Below are 18709 nucleotides of genomic sequence, written 5' to 3'. Positions count from 1 at the left end.
GAGTTGTGAACAATGCTCACGACTGTCAGACACGCGCTAACACCCCGATCGGCCCGCCGGGGAAGGCGGACGGGTGCCCGCCTGCGGCGTCGGCCAGCTGGCGCAGGCCGTTGATGATCCCGTTGACGATGTCGCCGAGCGCGAAGCTGGAGGTCATCGTCAGGACGGCGAGCCCGGCAGCCTGGTCGGTGATGCGCTGCTTGGCCGCCTGCGTCGTCATGACGTGGACGAACCGCTGGCCGGGAGAGACCAGGACGACAACGGCCGGGTCGCTTGGGAGCTCCACCAGGTTGGCCAGTACCCGTTCGGCGAACAGCCTTGCGTCACCGTCGACGACGCCCACCCGGACGGTGAACCGGATGCCGGTCTGGGCCTGCGCCGCCGCCTGCGCCCGTTCGAGACGATCACGCTGCTCCCAGGTGAAGGGCTCACCACGTGCCACTGGCACCGCCTGTACCGGGCGAGGCCACGTGCGGATGCTCGCCTTCGGCGGCCGTGGGAGGCTCGCCGATCCAGACCTCGTCATGCTCCCAGGAGTGCCCCGGCCGGTAACGGGACGGGCTGCTGTTGCGACTCGACAGCAGCGTGAGCGCGGTCGCGACAAGGAACCCGCCGACGATCGTCCCGCCGTAGATGGCCCAGGCCTCCAGCGGCGTGAGCGGAGCGGGGCTGTACCGGTCTCCGATGTCCTGCGCCAGCGCGGCGCCGCACATCGCAGGAATCGCAAGAAGAGCCATCACCACGGCGGTGAGCACGCGGCGAGTGGTGGTGTGCCGAGGACGTCGACGAGTCACGTTGCGAAGGTTACCGGGTGATTGGCCCATGGTCGCCTGAAACCATGTCCACGCGGCACGGTACGGCGGCGCAGCCCCGCGATGCCGCGTCACCTCGTCCTTGGTCGCTGTCACACTCACCGGTCCTGTTCCCGCACGCAGGCGAGCAGCCGGGCCAACCGGCGTACCTGCGGGTCGACCCGCAGTCGTTCCACGGTGACAGGTCGACCGTCGGCGTCGGTCACCGGCAGCCTCCAGTTCGGATAGGAGTCCACAGTGCCGGGCAGGTTCGGCTGACGCAGGTCGCCCAGGGCGTCACCCGGAGCCGCGAGCACGATCCGCGACGGCGAGCGGGCGAGCAGGCCGTGCAGGGCAAAGGCGACCTCGCGCAGCGCCGACGGGCCGAGACCGGCCGCTGGGCCGAGACCAACAGCGGGATCAGAGCCAGAAGCGGATCCAGGAGCAGAAGCGGATCCAGGGCTGGAGCCAGGAGCGGGAGCGGACCTCGGCAGGTCGGCCGGATCCGCGACGATGAGATCCACCGCCAGCAGGCCCTCGCCCTGCAACAGGGCGATCAGTGCGTCCCGTTCCCGCCGCCATGCCTGGAGTTCGGCCTCCTCCGAGCGCCGCAGCAGGCCACGACGGGCCCGTACCCGCACGTGCTCACCGGTGAGATAGCCGGCGACGGTGGGCAGGTCGTGCGTGGTGATGCTCGCCATCGCCGGTTCCCGCCAGCGTCGCGGCGGCAGTGGCCCACCGTCGGCGTCGCGTTCGAACCACGCGACGGTCGACCCGAGCACTCCCGCGCGGGCAAGCCTTGCCGCGACCGAGGACTCGACCGTACCGAGGTCCTCACCGACGACGAGCGCCCCCGCCCTGGCCGCCTCGAGTGCGAGCAGGCCGAGCATGGCATCGGCGTCATAGCGGACGTAGGTGCCCTGCGACGCGGAGTTTCCGGCCGGGATCCACCACAGCCGGAACAATCCGAGGATGTGGTCGACCCGCAGTCCGCCGCCCCGGCGAAGCACCGCGGCAACCATCTGTCGAAACGGTGCGTAACCGGTTTCGGCCAGCCGGTCGGGCCGCCACGGGGGCAGCGCCCAGTCCTGGCCCTGCTGGTTGAACCCGTCCGGAGGTGCTCCCACGGTCGCGCCGGCCGCGAACACGTCCTGCAACGCCCAGGCGTCCGCGCCACCGGGATCCACGCCGACCGCAAGGTCGTGCACGATACCGACAGCCATCCCAGCGTCGCGGGCAGCCGCTTGCGCAGTCGCGAGCGCAGCATCACAGGCATGCTGCAACCAGCGGTGGAAGGCGACCCGATCCCGCAGCTCGACGCGGGCATCGGCGACAGCGGAGCTCCGCGGGTCGTGCAGCTGTGCCGGCCACAGCCGCCAGTCCGGCCCGTGCCGCTCGGCGAGAGCACACCAGGTTGCGAAATCCGTGAGGCCGTCGTGGCCCTCTTCGTGGCCGTCCTCGCAGCCATTCCCGTGGCCGTCCTCGTGGCCAGCGCGGGTGGACGCGGCTGTAGCCGTGCCACCTGTTATGACCATGCCACCCGCTGCGTCCGTGCCACCCGCTGTAGGTGTGCCGCCGCCGGAGACGCTGAACAGCAACTCCAGGGCGGCGCGCTTGGCCCGCCACACCGCGTCCCGGTCCAGCAGGTCGGCCCTGCCCGGACCGTGCTCGTCCCCCCGCGGATCGTCCCCCGGCGACAGCTCGGTACCGGCCTCGGCGCGGGCGGTGGCGGCAAGCTGATCGACACGGGCTCGGGTGGCGGCGTCCGCGTGGGCGTATTCGGGCAGGTCCTGCGGACGCAGATACAGCGGGGAGGCAAAACGTCGACTCGCCGGAAAATACGGGGACGGCTCGATGGGAAGCGTCGGGGTGACCGCGTGCAGCGGATTGACCAGCAGCACGTCGGCACGCCGGCCCTCCTCGCTGCCGGACCAGACCGCGAGTTCGGCGAGGTCGGCATAGTCGCCCATCCCCCAGGAGCCCGCCGACCGCAGTGCATAGAGTTGGATCATCCATCCCCAGGTGCGGGTGGGAATGGCTCCAGCAGGATCGGGTACCGCGTCCGGCACGACGACGAGCCTTGCCGTGGCCGAGGCGGCACCGGCCCGGACCCGCAGTACGTGATCGCCCAGCGGCAGGCCCGCGGGCGGTGTCAACGGGACGCCGACGAGGTCCTGGCCGTCAACCGTCCGGTGTTCGACCGCCTCACCCCATTCGGTGAGGTCCCGGAGCCCACCGCTTTCGAACTCCAGCCGGGCGAGGGGGAGCGTACCGACGGGCACCCGTGCGATCACCGGCGCGGGCACGGACCGCCGTACGATCACACAGGCGGGCAGCGGACGCCGCCACGGTGCGTCGCGAGCCGCGGCAAGAGCGGCAGCCGGGTTCGCCGTGTCGACGTCGAGCAGGCCCAGCACAGCCCGGACGACATCCGGGTCGACGGTGACTTCCCGATCGTCGGCGTCGACATAGCGGGTGGCGACGCCGTACACGGCCGCCAGCTCCGCCAGCAGCGGGTCGACGCCTGTCACCTGCCGAGCAGGGCTGATGCCGGTGCCGATCTCGGTGCCGCTACCCGCGCCGGCGTCAGTACCGGTGCCGGTGTCAGTGTCAGTGTCAGTACCGGTACCGATGTCGGTGTCGTCAGAGGCCACGGACGGATCCTCTCGCCCGTCGGGGTCCGCGGTCGGACGCTCGGGCAAACCCGGACGAGGCCGCCGAGCTGACCTCATCCCAGCTGTCGGGACAAGCCGTGCTCAAGCCTGCAACGGACGGTGACGACCACAACGCGTCCTCGGGAACCGGAAGCGACAGCCGCAGGCGTGCGCCACCACCCGGGCCCTCCTCGGCCCACACGCTCCCGCCGTGCACGGCCGCGGCATCCGCGACGATGGCCAGGCCCAGCCCGGAGCCGGGCAGCCCGCGCGCGGACGTGGCGCGGTAGAACCGGTCGAAGATCCGGGACCGGTCCTGCGGCGCGATTCCCGGGCCCTGGTCGGTGACAACAACCTCGCCACCACCAACAGTCACGAAGACCTCGCCCTGCGGAGGAGAAAACTTCACCGCGTTGTCGAGCAGGTTCGTCACCGCCCGTTCCAGCATGTGCGGTCGCCCGTCAACGGGAGACGAGGCGGTGGTCACCACGATCTGGACGTTCTTCGCCTTGGCACGCCGGCGCACCCGCTCCGCCGCACTGTGGACGATCTCGGTCAGGTCGGTGCGCTCGATGTCCTCGGGGGGAACTTCGTCCCGGGCCAGCTCGACCAGCTCGCTGACCAGCCCGCTGAGCTCCCGGATCTGGGCGTCGACGTCCCGCAGCAACGCGTCCCGGTCGTTCGCGGGCAATGCGCGCTGCGGGTTGGCCTCAGCCCGCAACAGCAACTCGATGTTGGTCCGCAGGCTGGTCAGCGGGGTGCGCAGTTCGTGGCTGGCGTCGTCGACGAGCTCGCGCTGGCGCGCACGGGAGGCCTCCAGGGCCCGCAGCATGCTGTTGAGGCTGCTGGCCAACCGGGCGATCTCGTCACTGCCAGTAACCGGAATCAACGCGGACAAGTCCTGGGTACGGGCCACCTCCTCGGCGGCGGCGGCGGCGGCGTTCACCGGTTTGAGGGAGGCCCGCGCGATCAACCTGCCCAGCAGCACCGACCCGACCACCCCGGCCGCGCCCACCCCCAACAGGATCAGGCCGAGAGTACGCAGTGTCTGGTCGACGTCGGCCATGGGCCGAGCCAGCTGGATCGCGCCCGGGCTACGGCCGGGGAACAGCAGGGGGAAGGTCGCCACCCGATACCGGTCACCGTCCACGGTAACGGTACGCAGCTGCTTGTCCACCATCCCCTCGGCCACGGCGAGGTCGGTGGTGTTCACGGGCAGCGTCACCGGCTGCCCCGACCAGGTGGCCGTGCTGCCGTCCGCGAGGATGACCTGAGCAGGCAGACCGAAGTTGGATCCGATCAGCCGCCACGAACCGCGCGGACCCGGCATGCTCGGCACGATCGTCCGAGCGGCCGCCTGGACCTGCTCGGTCAGCTGATCGTCGATGGACCTGTTGAGCACGATCCCGGTCGAGGCGAGCGCCACGCCCGCGACCACGGCCACGACGGCAGCCACCGCGACGCCGATCAGCAGTACCATCCGGTTACGCAGCGACAGATGGCTGTGCGCGAAGCGGCGCCGCCAGGACGTCCCGCCTCCAGACGCACCATTTCCAGACGCACCATTTCCAGACATGCCTCTTCCGGACATACTACTTCCGGACGCATCCGCCGGTACGTCCGGCTGCTGCCCGGCAGTACCCGAGCCGGGTAGGACGCTCATCCCGGCCGCGCTGTCATGCTGGAGCCTTCATAACGGGCCAGGGCTCGATCCGACCGCGACAGCCGTCACGTCCGCGCCTGCCACGCCGTCCGTCACGCCGTCTCCCGCAGGACATAGCCGACCCCGCGAACCGTGTGCAGCAATCTGGATTCACCGCCGGCCTCCAGCTTGCGACGCAGGTAGCTGACGAACACCTCAAGCGAGTTCGAGGACGGACCGAAGTCGTATCCCCACACCCTCTCCATGATCGTCGAACGTGACAACACCTGGCGTTGGTGGGCGAGGAAGAGCTCGAGCAGGTCGAACTCGGTCTTGGTGAGAGTCAGGTCGCGATCCCCGCGGGTCACCTGCCGGCTGCTCGGGTCGAGACGGACGTCGGAGAACGCCAGCACCTGCGGCAGCCCCGGGGCGAGACCGGCGGAGGAGTCCGCGCTCCCGCCGGCCGCAACAGCGGCGGCGCTGGCCGCCCGGGCCGACAGCGACGCCCGGCGGGTGAGGGCACGCAGCCGGGCGAACAGTTCCTCCAGCGCGAACGGTTTGACCAGGTAGTCGTCGGCCCCGACATCCAGGCCGCTCACCCGGTCGGCAAGCCCGTCACGGGCGGTGAGCATGAGGACGGGCAGGTCGTCGCCTCGGGCCCGCAGCCGCCGGCAGGTCTCCAGGCCGTCCACCCGCGGCATCATCACATCGAGCACGGCGATGTCCGGACGGTCGCGGGCGACCGCGTCCAACGCCTCGGCCCCGTCCCGGGCGGAACTGACCTCGTAGCCTTCGAACCTCAGCGATCGCTCGAGGGACTCCCGGACCGCCGGCTCGTCATCGACCACCAGTACACGCACACCACACAGTCTGCCCGGCCCACAGCGCGACAGGAGCCGGTGCGACCAACTCTCAGCTTCGCCTACCGTGATCCTTATCCGCGGTTCAGCTACCGCGACACACCGCCGGCAATCCGGCCGGACACACTGCCGACAATCGGGCCGACCGAAGGCGGCACTGGCGATCCGGTCGAACGAAGGCGGCACCGGCAACCTGGCCGCCCAGCCAGCGGCGGCGCGGACGAGGGGAGTCAGCGAGAAGCGGACGCGGGACCGGACGACCGGCCCACCGGTGAGGGCGCGGGACCGGCCAGCTCCGGGATGGGACCGCTGTCGGTCGCGCTGGTCGCGTGCGGGCCGGCATCGCCTTTCTCGTCATCGGCGCGCGGCTCCTCGTCATCATCGATCATGACGACCTCGCTGCGCTGGACGCTGCCGAGCGCGATGCCCTCGGCTTCCAGCGCCGCGCGGAAGCGCTCACGCAGGGCGCGAGCGACGTCCCACTGCTTCAGCGGCTGCGTCTTGGCGATGACGCGCAGTGCGTAGCCGTCCGCGGTCATCGACTCCATCCCCCACACCTCGGGTTCCTCGATGATGGCTGCGGCGAACTGCGGATCCGTCCAGAGCTTGTCCGCCGTCCGCTTGAGGATCCGCTTGGCCGTGGCCACGTCGGTGTCGTAGTCGAGCGGTACGTCGAGCACTGTCCGTGCCCACTGCTGGCCCTTGTTCCCCACCCGGGCGATCTCGCCGTTACGGACGTACCAGACGGTGCCCTCAACGTCACGCAGGCGGGTGACACGCAGGCTGACCGCCTCGACGTTCCCGCTGACCGGCCCCACGTCGATCACGTCACCCACGCCGTACTGGTCCTCCAGCAGCATGAACATGCCGGCCAGGAAGTCCCGGACGAGGTTCTGCGCGCCGAAGCCGACCGCGACGCCGACGATTCCGGCACTTGCCACGATCGGCGCGAGGTTGATGTCCAGCTCGCCGAGGACCGTGACGAAGGCGATCCCGAAGACGATGACGGACGTGACACTGCGCAGCAGTGATCCGACCGTTTCAGCGCGCTGCCGGCGTCGCTCCAGCAGCACAGTGGGATCACCGAACGCGCCCAGAAGCACCGCGCGCCCGGAGCGCAGTATCCCTCCCGACCCTCCGGTGGAGGCTCGGCGGGTCGTCCGGACGATGAACCGCTGCAGCAGCGACCGGATGATGAAAGCAGCCAGCAGGATCAGCAGGATCTTCAGCGGCGTGCCGACGAAGACGTTGGCACCGCCGGCAAGGTACTGGCTGTGGGTGACGTCGTAGACCGTACGGCACAACACCCCGGGGTGCGCTCCGCAGGCGTTCTGCAGCGCGTCCCTGATCTGGCCAAGGCTGGGTCCCAGCGGGACGTCGGTCGGGATCGGTACGGGCACGCTCGCGGATGCGGCGGGCACAGCGGCCGGCGATGGCGGCGGCGAGCTCGACGCTGCGGCCACCGGGGGCAGTAACGACCCGAACGGCTGGGCAAGCAGGGACGGGGAGTTGGCCACGGCCTCCAGTCAGCTCCTCACATGTGATCAATTTCGAACTTTCGGGTGGGCGACCCCCAGGGGATCCGGCGGCATCCAGTCTTACCGATACGTGTCAGCTACCGAACAGGGGTCCGACACCCGCCCATAACACACAGAAAACTGTTGGCTACGCTAGGCTTGTCGGACGGGGGCCAGGTTGCGCAGTGTGTCAATGATTACCCGGCGACAATCGCAAACCCACTCGCGTTCGAGGCCCGAAGGCGGTTGACTATCTCAGTGTCACCGGTGGCTAGCTCATGACGGTCGCCATCCGGTAGGGCGAGGAGGTCGGCGCGTGACAGAAGCGCTGGTTCTCAATGCCACGTATGAACCGTTATGCGTGGTTTCACAGAGGCGTGCGCTGGTGCTCGTGCTCACCGAGAAGGCAGTCATGGTCGAACCCGGGGACAAAGTTCTCCACTCGGCCACGTACACCGTCGAGGTGCCTGTCGTCGTACGGCTGGCTCGGTTTGTCCGTGTACCTTACCGTTCGCAGGTCCCCCTCACCCGCAAGGGGGTGCTGGCCCGGGATCATCACCGTTGTGTCTACTGCGGCGCGCCGGCAACATCGCTGGATCACGTCATCCCCCGCTCCCGCGGGGGCGCTCATGTATGGGAGAACGTGGTGGCGGCCTGCGGCCGCTGCAATCATCTGAAAGCCGACCGAGCTGTGGCTGATCTTGGTTGGCGGCTTCGCACGGCTCCCCGGGCGCCGAGCGGAGCCGCTTGGCGCATCCTGGGCAGCCGTCGGATGGATCCGCGCTGGTCGCGCTATCTGAGCTCCGACGGTGACGAGGCCGCGTCCGCCTGACCCCGGGCGGCCGACCACCCCGACGCAACGAGCAGCCAGCCAGCGGACGGGACGAGCAGCGAGTAGTCAGCGCGACAGCGTCCTGTCGGCGTTGCCGCTCGCCGGGATCATCAGGTCGAACCACACCCGTTTGCCGTCACCGGTGGTTTCCACCCCCCACCCGTGTGCGAGCACATCAACGATCAGCAGACCCCAGCCCGACTCTCCGTCATCTCGTGGTGTCTGACGGCGAGGCATCCTGGCACTTTCCCGGTCCTCGACGCTGACCCGCAACCGGTCCCCTTCCTGGTGAACGCGCAGCACGAGATCACTGCGGGCGTGCAGCACCGCGTTCGTCACCACTTCGCTGACGAGCAGCAAGGCGTCGTCCGCGACAGCGGCAAGACGCTGTCCAGCGAGGATTCGCGCGAGCGCCGAGCGGGCGTGAACGGCCGACTCGGGTTCGGCGGGCAACGCCACGTCCACCAGAGCCGGCCGGGACGGATAGGTGGTCATCACCAGCAACGCCGTGTCGTCGTCGGTCTGCACGGCCACTCCGGACGCGGCCAGGCACTGGCGCAGCAGCGCCCGCGCCGAACCTGGCGAGGGCACCCCCGCGGCGGGCGTCCCGGCATCCGCTGTCGCCGAGTCCTCCCTCGCCCTGACCAACCCGCGGCGCAGCCGATCCATGCCGTCCTCCAGCGGGTGCCGGCGGGACTCGACAAGCCCATCGGTGTACAGGACGATGCCGGAACCGGGCGGGAGTTCCAGCGACGTCTCCGAGAACGCTCCGGCGCCGCCGACACCGAGCGGCAGTCCCGGATCGAGGACCAGGTAGTCCGGCTCCTCGTCGGGCATGACCAGCAACGGTGGCAGATGGCCGGCGTTGGACACGGTGGCCCGACGGCTCACCGGGTCGTAGACGATGTACATACACGTCGTCAGGTGCAGCCCGGGCAGCGAGTCCACGACCCGGTCGAGCCGGGACAGCAGTTCGGCCGGCGCCCAGTCCTCCAGCGCGTACGCGCGTAACGCCGCCCGCAGCTGCCCCATCACCGCAGCCGCGTGCAGGCCGCGTCCCATCACGTCTCCGATCGCGATCCCGACCCGGCCGCCGGGGAGCGCGATCACGTCGTACAGGTCGCCGCCGGCCTCCGTCCCGGCCGTTCCGGGACGATATTCCATCGCGATCTCCACCCCCCGCAGCGCGGGCGGGTTCTCCGGCAGGAGCGAGCGTTGCAGGGTGAGAGCGGACTCCTGTTCGATGCTGTAGAGCTGCGCGTTGTCGAGCGCGGCCGCCCCCCGCCGGGCCAGGTGCTCGGCAAGGCTGATGTCGACGGGAGTGTAGGTCCCCGAACTGCGCACAAGCGTGACAGCACCGAGTACCCGGCCCTGCCCCGGCATCGAAACAGTGATCGTCGGACCCTTCAGGAACGCGGGGAACGGAGCATCGGCCATGCCCGCTGTGGACATCCGCGCCATCAGCTCGTCGGTCAGGTACGGCATGTACCAGGTCTGACCCGTCCGCAGGACGAGACCGGGCCCGTCCTCACTGTCCAAACTCGGCAGCCGGGTGGCAACGAAGTTGCGCAGATACTCGGCGACCCGGCCGTCACGGTGCACGATCGCGCCGAGGCGTACCTTCTCGCCGTCACGGAGAAAGACGATGGCGCCGTCACCAAGCCGTGGTACCGCCAGCGACGCGATCATATCGATGATCCGCTGCGGGACGAGGGAACTCGACAGCACCAGTCCGGCGTCGGAAAGAAAGCCCAGCTGCTCGAGCGCGAGCCGCTCGGGGGCACGCTCGCGAGGACGGCCCAGTATCTGGCGCAGTGACCACGTCCCTCGGCCGAGCTCGGCCAGAACCGACCCGAGCCGGCCCGCCGCCATCCCGGTGAGGGCCGCGCCCGTCCGGATGGCGTTGCCCGCCGCGTTGTCACCAGCGGCCGTATTGTCACCGGCGGCCGTGCCGTTGCTTTTAGTAAGTATATTGCTACCGAAAGCATAGCCGGCGAGGATGCCACCGAGGCGTCCGATTCGCTCATGCACAACCCGCCGGACAAGCACGAACGGACTGTGCACACCTTTTGAAGTCAGTTGATAACGTGTCGTCACCTCCTCCACCTGGCGGAGTCTAGTTCGGTTATCGGATATCGCGCCTGGCGACAGGCTCCGGACCAGCGGGCCGAAGGCGGTTCGATCATTGACATTTCGCGCCCGGGGAGCCGGGCCCGCGATCGTTGGAAAGATTCGGCGACGGACGCCGGACAGCGACGGAGCTGCGGGATTGGATGAGACCATGGGTGACTGGTGGCTCGACGCCGTAATATACGAGGTCTACATCCGCAGCTTCGCCGATTCCGACTCCGACGGGGTCGGGGATCTCACCGGTATCTCCTCCCGCCTGCCCTATCTACGCGACCTGGGCGTGGACGGAATCTGGATCACCCCGTTCTATCGTTCCCCCATGGCCGACCACGGCTACGATGTCGCCGACCACCGTGACGTCGACCCGCTGTTCGGCGATCTGGCCGCCTTCGACTCGCTACTCGCCGAAGCTCACCGGCACGGGCTGAAGGTTCTCGTCGACCTCGTCCCGAACCACTCCAGCAACACCCACCCGGCCTTTCGCGCCGCGCTGGCAGCCGGCGCCGGTTCCCCCGAGCGGGATCTGTACATCTTCCGCAACGGGCGGGGCGAAGACGGCCGCGAGCCACCCAACAACTGGGTCTCGGTCTTCGGTGGGCCGGCCTGGACCCGGGTGGCCGACGGCCAGTGGTACCTGCACCTGTTCGCGCCGGAACAGCCCGACTGGAACTGGCGGCACCTCCGGGTGCGCGACGACCACGACGCCACCGTCCGGTTCTGGCTCGATCGCGGTGTCGACGGTTTCCGCATCGACGTCACCCACGGCCTGGTCAAGAACGACATCCTGCCGGACAATCCACCGCGCCCGGCCGAAGACGTCCCCTTCTTCCGCGAGCGGGCCGAACCCCACAGCTGGGATCAAGAAGGCGTGCACGAGATCTACCAGCACTGGCGCACGATCATCGAGGACTACCGCCGCCGCGACGGACGGGCCAGGGCGCTCGTCGGCGAAACCTGGGTGGCCGACCCACGTCGACTGGCCCGCTACGTGCGTCCCGACGAACTGCACCTGACCTTCGCCTTCTCGCTGCTGGCCGCCCCGTGGTCGGCGACGGCCTGGCGTACGGCGATCACCGCGGATCTGGCCGCCACCGCCGAGGTGGGCGCGCCCACCACCTGGGTGCTGGCCAATCACGACGTCACCCGGCCGGCGAGCCGTTACGGGGGCGGCGAGACCGGCCTGCGTCGGGCCCGTGCCGCGCTGCTGACCCTGCTCGCCCTGCCCGGGCCGGTCTTCCTCTACCAGGGCGACGAACTGGGCCTGCCCGAGGTGGACGTGCCGTCGGCGTACCGGCAGGACCCCGTCTGGGAACGATCCGGGCGGCGCAACCCCGGCCGGGACGGCTGCCGGATCCCGCTACCCTGGTCAGGACAGCGGGCACCGTACGGGTTCGGCGGCGCCGACGGCGTACCGCCATGGCTGCCCCAGCCCGACGGCTGGGCCGAGCTGACCGTCGCCGCACAGGCGTCCGACCCGGTGTCGACGCTGGTACTGGTACGCGGAGCGCTGGCGTTGCGGCGGGCGTTGCCCGTGCTCGGAGCCGGTCGACTGCGCTGGCGCGACGACACCGTGCCCGCGGTCCTGGCATTCGACCGCCCGGGGCCACTGAACGCACCCGGAACACCACTAGACGCGTCCGACACACTACTGGTCGCGTCAGACACTCCGTCGAACGCATCCGATGCACTGCCAAGCGCATCCGGCACGACTGGCCTGACCTGTGTCATGTCCACCGCCGAGACGGATGTCAGCCTGGCCATACCCGGACGTCTTGTGCTGGCCAGCAGCCCGGTCGGCTACGACGGAGCCACCCTGACGCTCCCCCCGGACACGACGGTCTGGCTCGCGCCGCACTCCGGCTGACACCGCACTCCGGCTGACACCGTGCTGCGGCTGACACTGTGCTGCGGTACGCCACCACAGTTCCCCCGCTGCGATGCGCATCCGAGGTCCGCCGGCCTTCCTCCACCTCCAACCTCCACCTCCAACAGGCTGACGCCACGCCACGGTTCCCCGCTAGAATTCGCCGTCCCGGTTCCCCCACTGCGATGCACCGTGGGGGAACCGGGACGCGGACGGCAACCGGTGATCCGAAAAGATGCCGTTGGCCGCATCATGCTCGCTGCCCACGATCCGTCCAGCACAATGGATGGCGTGACCCAGCAACCGTCCACGGCCCGCCCGGCAGACACCTTCTACGACGCGGTAGGCGGCGAGGAGACCTTCCGGCGGCTGGTAGCCCATTTCTACGCGGGGGTTGCCGAGGACCCGCTGCTGCGCCCGCTCTACCCGGAGGGAGACCTCTCCGGCGCGCAGGAGCGGCTGCAGATGTTCCTCGTCCAGTACTGGGGCGGGCCGTCAACCTACAGCGAGCAGCGCGGACATCCCCGGCTGCGGATGCGGCACGCGCCGTTCGCGATCGGCCCCGCCCAGCGGGACGCCTGGCTGGTCCGGATGCGAGCCGCCGTCAACGAGCTCAACCTGCCACCGGAGCACTTCCAACCCCTCTGGGACTACCTGACGATGGCCGCCAGCTCCCTGGTCAACCACCCGGAGTGAATCCGGGGAGCACACCCGCGTCCACTCACGTATCCACCCGTGTGCACTCCGGAAGGCATGCCTTCACCCGCAGGGCGCGGCTGCGCCCCGGAAGACACGGCCCACGCTGGTTACCGACAGTCCCGGATACCACCAGTACGCCGGTCATGTAACCATGCGTGGCCTGGCGAACGCTGGCATGCGTCGATGAGCGCTGGCCACCAGAGAAGATCGGCACGAGTTTGTCGCCGTGTACGCTAATTCGGCCGAAAAGCGTGCACAGCAACAAACTCGTTTGGATCATGACCCCTGCGGGTGGCTGCGGACGGGGTCCGCACTACCTGGCCGGTGCCCTAGTCTCGGGTGAGTTTGCGGTAGGTCACCCGGTGTGGCCGTGCCGCCTCGGCACCCAGACGGTCGATCTTGTTTGCCTCGTAGTCCGCGAAGTTCCCCTCGAACCAGAACCAGCGGGCCGGGTCGGAGTCCGTGCCCTCCCAGGCGAGGGTGTGAGTGGTGACACGGTCGAGGAACCACCGGTCGTGAGAGATCACCACCGCGCAGCCCGGGAACTCACCGAGTGCGTCCTCCAGCGAACGCAGCGTCTCGACGTCCAGGTCGTTGGTCGGCTCGTCGAGGAGCAGCAGGTTGCCGCCCTTCTTGAGAGTCAGTGCGAGGTTGAGCCGATTGCGCTCTCCGCCGGAGAGGACACCGACGGGTTTCTGCTGGTCAGGCCCTTTGAAGCCGAAGGACGACACGTAGGCGCGGCTCGGTAGGTCGACCTTGCCCACGATGATGTGGTCGAGCCCGTCGGAGACGACCTCCCACACGTTCTTCTTCGGGTCGAGACCCGCACGGCTCTGGTCCACGTAGGCGATGTCCACGGTCTCACCGATGAGCAGCTCACCGGCGTCGGCAGTCGCCTGACCGGTCAACATGGTGAACAAGGTGGTCTTGCCGATGCCGTTCGGGCCGATCACACCCACGATGCCACCGCGGGGCAACGAGAACGACAGGTCGTCGATGAGAAGCCGATCGCCGAAGCCCTTGCGTAGCTTCTTCGCCTCGATCACGACATTCCCCAGCCGCGGGCCGGGCGGGATCTGGATCTCCTCGAAGTCGCGAGGACGCGCCTTGTTGGCCTCGGCTGCCAGCTCCTCGTACCGGGCGAGACGTGCCTTGCTCTTGGCTTGACGGGCTTTCGGGTTCGAACGCACCCATTCCAGCTCCTGAGTAAGGACGCGCTTGCGCTTGGCGTCCTTGCCACCCTCGACCTTGAGCCGAGCGGCCTTGGCCTCCAGGTACGTGGTGTAGTTACCCTCATACGGATAGGTATGGCCACGGTCAAGTTCGAGGATCCAGCCGGCGACGTTGTCGAGGAAGTAGCGGTCGTGGGTGACCGCGAGCACCGCTCCGGCGTAGCGGGCCAGATGCTGCTCCAACCAGGCGACGCTCTCGGCGTCCAAGTGGTTCGTGGGCTCGTCCAGCAGGAGCAGGTCGGGAGCTTCGAGCAGGAGCTTGCACAACGCGACACGGCGCCGCTCACCACCGGAGAGCTTGGTCACATCGGCATCGCCGGGAGGCAGGCGCAACGCGTCCATCGCCTGGTCGAGCTGGCTGTCGAGCTCCCAGGCATTCGCCGCCTCGATCCTGTCGATGAGGGCTGCCTGCGCGGCGAGGAGGGAGTCGAAGTCCGCGTCCGGCGCGGCCATCTTCTCGTTGATCTCCTCGTACCGGGCAAGGACCTCACGGATCTCCCGGACGCCGTCCTCGACATTGCCGCGGACGTCCTTTGTCTCGTCCAGCGGCGGTTCCTGCGCAAGCATGCCGACGGTGAAACCGGGACTCAGCGTCGCGTCTCCATTGCTCGGCTGGTCAAGACCAGCCATGATCTTAAGCAACGACGACTTACCCGCACCGTTCGGACCGACGACACCGATCTTTGCGCCGGGCAGGAACGACAGGGTGACGTCGTCGAGAACGACCTTGTCACCGTGGGCTTTGCGCACTTTGCGCATCTGGAAGACGTACTGCGCCATGCGGTCAACCTTATGGGTCAGATGGGCCTGTCGGTCCGGCCGGTCCGGCGAACCTCACCGGCCGGGCAGGTACGGCCGCGGCAGAGCTCCTCGCCATGGGCCGTAGCCTCCGCCGCGGCCGGCCCAGGCAGGTACTTGCAAGGGCGGATCCCGCAGCCGCGACTGGCGTCCTCATCCGGGCCGGCACCGGGCAGATACTGCAGGGGCCGGGCACCACGAGGCGGCGGACTCGGACTGCTGGGAATCCGCCGCCGGACACAGGTGCGGGTCGTCAGCCCGCGCTGAGCCGGATCGTCGGCGTCACCCCCGATCCCACCGCACCCACCTGACTGTCCGGTACCAAGACCCTGACCGCGGCCTGCCTGGAATCGACGCGAACGGGCAGGTCAGTCCAGTCAAGAAGACGTTCACGGCCATCTGCCGACGGGGTGTAGAACAGCCTCAGCGTCACCGAACGGTCCTTTGTGGCAAGGACATCGCTGACTTTCGGACGGAACCCGAGGCCGGTTGTGTCCACACCGTCGGGGCTGATGGTGAGCCGGCCCACCAGTGGTTGATCCGGGTTCACCGGGAAGGAGCTCCGCCTGCCGCCTCCAGTCACCTCGATACGGGCCGCCCGGGCACCGGCCGGCACCGACGCGGTGATGCCGACGTCGACACTCGCGCTGTGCACCACCCGCAGGCGTTCCAACTGGGCTGCCGACGACGATGCCAGCGTCCGGTTGTAACCGATGGCCAACCTGAGCAGGTACGCCGGCCGGTCCGGATGATCGGCGACGACGTCGAAGTCGGCTTGCCCCCGCGAGACCGCGTACAGCACCCGGTCGTCCAGCGTCGGCGAATTGGACACCACCGATGTGGGGTGCATGAGAAAGGCCGGGTCGACCGGAACGATGACCAACATGGGACCAGCTTGGGTAGCGATCATATTCGACAGATCGCGATCACGCCGGGTGAACGTCATGTTGTCCTGCAATGCGACGACCAGGACGAACGCACTCAGAGCGAGACCCGCGCCGGCGGCGAGACCGGTGATGCGTGGCCACGCCGAGGCCATGTCCACCAGCCCGCGGGCTCCGAACAGGACAAGCGTGACCAGCACCGGCATGAGGTAGAACGGGCCGATGTAGCGGGTGCCGCCCCACAGGTCGGCAGCGTTCCAGGCGCCCCAGAACCCGACGTACCCGACAATCAGGAGCAGGGCGCCGGCTCCGACCGCGAGCGCAGGGGCGGACAGCCGACGGCGGGCGACCGTCGCGGCCGACAGGACCGCGAGGAGAACCCCTCCGCACGCCCAGGCGCCGAGCAGCCACAGGTGATCGCCGATGGCGGCGATCCCTTCGGCTACCCCGAAGCGGTGAGCGGTGTCGGTGGGAAAAAGCCTGCGGACCCCGAAACCCAACTTGTCATCGGGTTCCAGCAGCGCGAACGGAAGCTGGAAGGGGTTGCCCGTCGCCGCCGCGTTGTAGCCGAGTAGGAGGGCGACCGGAGCAACCAGCCCTGTTCCCACCCAGCGCAGCACCCACCACCGCCGTCCACGCGCACCTCGGCACACCACCCACAGCACAAGCGGGCCGAGTACCAGCACGGTGTCGTACGGACGTACCGCCGCCGCAAGCCCCAATGCCAGCCCGGCACCGATGAGCGGCGGCCGGTGACGGGTACGCAGCCCACGCAGCAGTCCGAGCACCACGCATTCGGACAGGACGAGCACCGGCAGATACGGCAAGAGCATCGCGCTGTGCAGGACTGTCAGCGGTGACAGGGCCAGCAACCACGCGGCGACGGCGGCGGCCCGCCGGTCGTTGAGCAGCTCGATCCCGACGAGGTAGGTCACCCCGACCGCGGCAGCCGCGACAAAGGCAAGCGCCGCGGCCGTCCCGCCGGTGATCACTAGGCTCAAGGCTAACAACCCAGCGATCACAGGGGTGTACTTCAGTACATAGTGACCATCGACAACCGTCGCCAGCCACGGTGCGTAGGACTCGGCCGACGGCGGCGCTGATGGAAACAAGTCGCCTCCCGCCAAAGTCTGGGCCTGCAGCCGGTAGAGCGCCTCGTCGTTGTTGATCGACAGGTAGGGAAACAGATGCTGATTGATCAGTACGGCGGCAACCGCGCTGAGCAGGGCCGCCACCGCGACCGTCCAGCCGGGCCGGGATACCGCGGCCAACCGTGATCGCAGGACCGCACGTGAATATCGCCACCCCGGCCCACGAGCCGGCCGACCGTCCGACCGGCGGTCAGAGAGGTGCCGGTCGGACGGCTCCGGCCGCTGATCCATGGACTGATCCGTGGATTCCGTATCCGGGCCGCTACCATCCGTCCGGGACGTTCCCGCCTGCCCCCGCGGCACCGGGATGGGCATTGGCGTGTCGGCCCCCCGCGCGCTGGTCACGGACCGACGCTACCCACAGCTTCCATCCCGATCGGGCACGGGTCCGTGTCAGCGCGGGCGGACAGCCGAGTCGATGGACAAATCGGAGCTGGTCGAATCCGTTGCGTCACACTGTGGCCGGGTGGAGAGCCGTGGCTGGGGGCGGCACCTCGTCGAACTCTGCCACCGGCGCGGTGGCACCGAGCAGCGACCTGCCGAACGGCTCATCCGCACCCGTGTCGGCCGCACCCGTGTCGGCAAGATCTCCGTCGCGATACTCCGTACCGGTCTCGAAGCGTGCCTCGCTCCTGCCATCGTGCACACCGGCTCCGTCGGTCGTACCAACGGCCCCCTGCCCTGACGCCACCCCTTCCGCAGCCTGATCGTCCCCATTCGAGCGAACCGTCCGCCGGACCTCTGCCGTCTGACGTGCAAGATCAACCGCAACAGCGTCGGCATCCACCTCGTAGACGACCCGGCGGTTTCCCTCATGGGTCTCGAAGGATCTCTGCCGTAGCCGCCCGACCACGAGCGTCCTGTCTCCCTTGCGCAACGATGCGCCGACGTTTTCAGCCATATGCCGCCAGCAGGTGACCGTGATGAAGACGGTGCGACCATCCACCCAGCGGTTCTGCGTGCGGTCGAACCGGCGCGACGTGCTGGCCAGGCGAAGGGAGCAGACGAAGTTCCCGTTCTGCGTGCATCGCAGCTCAGGCTCGTCGACAAGGTTGCCGAGCAGCGTGACCGACGCCTCGATCATGGTTCCTCCCGGATCATGGGGTAGCTGGCTTGGTTCCGTGTGACGGACGGTCGTTGTGACCGGATCGGTATCTCGTCCCGACTCACACTCTCCAGCCCCGCAGCCAGCCTGGCACCTGCGTTCCTCCACCTGTGGACAGACCGCATCCATCCACAGGCACGAAGCCGGGCAGATGCGCGATCTACCTTCGCCATGCGAGCGTCAGAGATTTGACCTCCAGATGACCACCAGATCCGAGCACTCAAAGTGGTTAAATGGAGTCATTTCGTTGCCGGCGGGAACCGTGCTAAGTGATCGCGATAGGAGACAGCACAATAGGTGGTGCGCGCCCGTAGCTCAGCGGATAGAGCGAGTGCCTTCTAAGCACCAGGTCGCAGGTTCGATCCCTGCCGGGCGCACTCGGGGATCAAGCCCCCACGCTGCATCATCGCGTCCCCGGACCCGTGTCCGGCCGAGGATCGAGCCTCCCAGGACCCCCACGTGTAGCAACCCCTGTAGCAGCCACGGGTAGCCGTCCTCGCGTCGGCCGACGGTGACCGCGTCCAGATCCATCGGGTCGCTGTCCCCGTGG

The 18709-nt window shown here is 68.7% G+C and carries 13 protein-coding genes and 1 tRNA gene; 4 read left to right on the top strand and 10 right to left on the bottom strand.

What is annotated here, in order from left to right:
• Positions 1–25 precede the first annotated feature (25 nt).
• From CV1CTNOD_RS07150 to CV1CTNOD_RS07125, 6 genes are all read right to left on the bottom strand, one after another.
• Entirely contained in the window at positions 26–442 is a 417-nt protein-coding gene (locus tag CV1CTNOD_RS07150) for a DUF5130 family protein (RefSeq protein ID WP_131785364.1), read from the bottom strand.
• The gene (locus tag CV1CTNOD_RS07145; protein WP_242606441.1) at positions 429–914 is read right to left on the bottom strand and encodes a hypothetical protein; all 486 of its coding nucleotides are present in this window, start codon (positions 912–914) and stop codon (positions 429–431) included. The genes CV1CTNOD_RS07150 and CV1CTNOD_RS07145 overlap by 14 nt, the downstream gene beginning before the upstream one ends.
• Entirely contained in the window at positions 911–3445 is a 2535-nt protein-coding gene (locus tag CV1CTNOD_RS07140; RefSeq protein WP_207386249.1) for a 4-alpha-glucanotransferase, read from the bottom strand. Before CV1CTNOD_RS07140 ends, CV1CTNOD_RS07145 begins: the two co-directional genes overlap by 4 nt.
• Positions 3435–5021, bottom strand: coding sequence for a HAMP domain-containing sensor histidine kinase (locus tag CV1CTNOD_RS07135; RefSeq protein WP_131785363.1), 1587 nt, complete (start codon positions 5019–5021; stop codon positions 3435–3437). The genes CV1CTNOD_RS07140 and CV1CTNOD_RS07135 overlap by 11 nt, the downstream gene beginning before the upstream one ends.
• Positions 5022–5200: 179 nt before the next feature.
• Positions 5201–5947, bottom strand: coding sequence for a response regulator transcription factor (locus tag CV1CTNOD_RS07130; protein ID WP_131785362.1), 747 nt, complete (start codon positions 5945–5947; stop codon positions 5201–5203).
• Between the two features lie 230 nt (positions 5948–6177).
• Positions 6178–7464 (bottom strand): mechanosensitive ion channel family protein, encoded by a 1287-nt coding sequence (locus CV1CTNOD_RS07125; protein WP_131785361.1) that lies wholly within the window; start codon positions 7462–7464, stop codon positions 6178–6180.
• Positions 7465–7780: 316 nt separating this feature from the next.
• Between CV1CTNOD_RS07125 and CV1CTNOD_RS07120 the strand changes: the two genes are divergently transcribed.
• Entirely contained in the window at positions 7781–8296 is a 516-nt protein-coding gene (locus tag CV1CTNOD_RS07120) for an HNH endonuclease (protein ID WP_013872912.1), read from the top strand.
• A gap of 66 nt (positions 8297–8362) precedes the next feature.
• Here the strand turns inward: CV1CTNOD_RS07120 and CV1CTNOD_RS07115 are convergent, their stop codons facing one another.
• Positions 8363–10393, bottom strand: coding sequence for an ATP-binding SpoIIE family protein phosphatase (locus tag CV1CTNOD_RS07115; protein WP_242606440.1), 2031 nt, complete (start codon positions 10391–10393; stop codon positions 8363–8365).
• Between the two features lie 184 nt (positions 10394–10577).
• Here CV1CTNOD_RS07115 and CV1CTNOD_RS07110 point away from each other — a divergent pair, with 184 nt between their 5' ends.
• Both CV1CTNOD_RS07110 and CV1CTNOD_RS07105 read left to right on the top strand, forming a co-directional pair.
• The gene (locus CV1CTNOD_RS07110; RefSeq protein WP_131785379.1) at positions 10578–12290 is read left to right on the top strand and encodes a glycoside hydrolase family 13 protein; all 1713 of its coding nucleotides are present in this window, start codon (positions 10578–10580) and stop codon (positions 12288–12290) included.
• 282 nt (positions 12291–12572) lie between these two features.
• Entirely contained in the window at positions 12573–12986 is a 414-nt protein-coding gene (locus tag CV1CTNOD_RS07105) for a globin (RefSeq protein ID WP_131785378.1), read from the top strand.
• A gap of 332 nt (positions 12987–13318) precedes the next feature.
• Here the strand turns inward: CV1CTNOD_RS07105 and ettA are convergent, their stop codons facing one another.
• From ettA to ssb, 3 genes are all read right to left on the bottom strand, one after another.
• The gene (gene ettA / locus CV1CTNOD_RS07100) at positions 13319–15001 is read right to left on the bottom strand and encodes an energy-dependent translational throttle protein EttA (RefSeq protein ID WP_131785359.1); all 1683 of its coding nucleotides are present in this window, start codon (positions 14999–15001) and stop codon (positions 13319–13321) included.
• 271 nt (positions 15002–15272) lie between these two features.
• On the bottom strand, positions 15273–17285 hold the full coding sequence (locus tag CV1CTNOD_RS07095; protein WP_165485360.1) for a glycosyltransferase family 39 protein: 2013 nt from the start codon (positions 17283–17285) through the stop codon (positions 15273–15275).
• A gap of 220 nt (positions 17286–17505) precedes the next feature.
• The gene (gene ssb / locus CV1CTNOD_RS07090) at positions 17506–18138 is read right to left on the bottom strand and encodes a single-stranded DNA-binding protein (protein WP_131785357.1); all 633 of its coding nucleotides are present in this window, start codon (positions 18136–18138) and stop codon (positions 17506–17508) included.
• A gap of 325 nt (positions 18139–18463) precedes the next feature.
• On the opposite strand from ssb, the gene CV1CTNOD_RS07085 reads away from it, so the two are divergent.
• Positions 18464–18536 (top strand) — tRNA-Arg (locus tag CV1CTNOD_RS07085).
• Positions 18537–18709 lie beyond the last annotated feature (173 nt).

Source organism: Protofrankia symbiont of Coriaria ruscifolia (assembly GCF_900634745.1).
Classification (GTDB): domain Bacteria; phylum Actinomycetota; class Actinomycetes; order Frankiales; family Frankiaceae; genus Protofrankia; species Protofrankia californiensis.
This window is presented reverse-complemented; position numbering and strand designations above follow the sequence as displayed.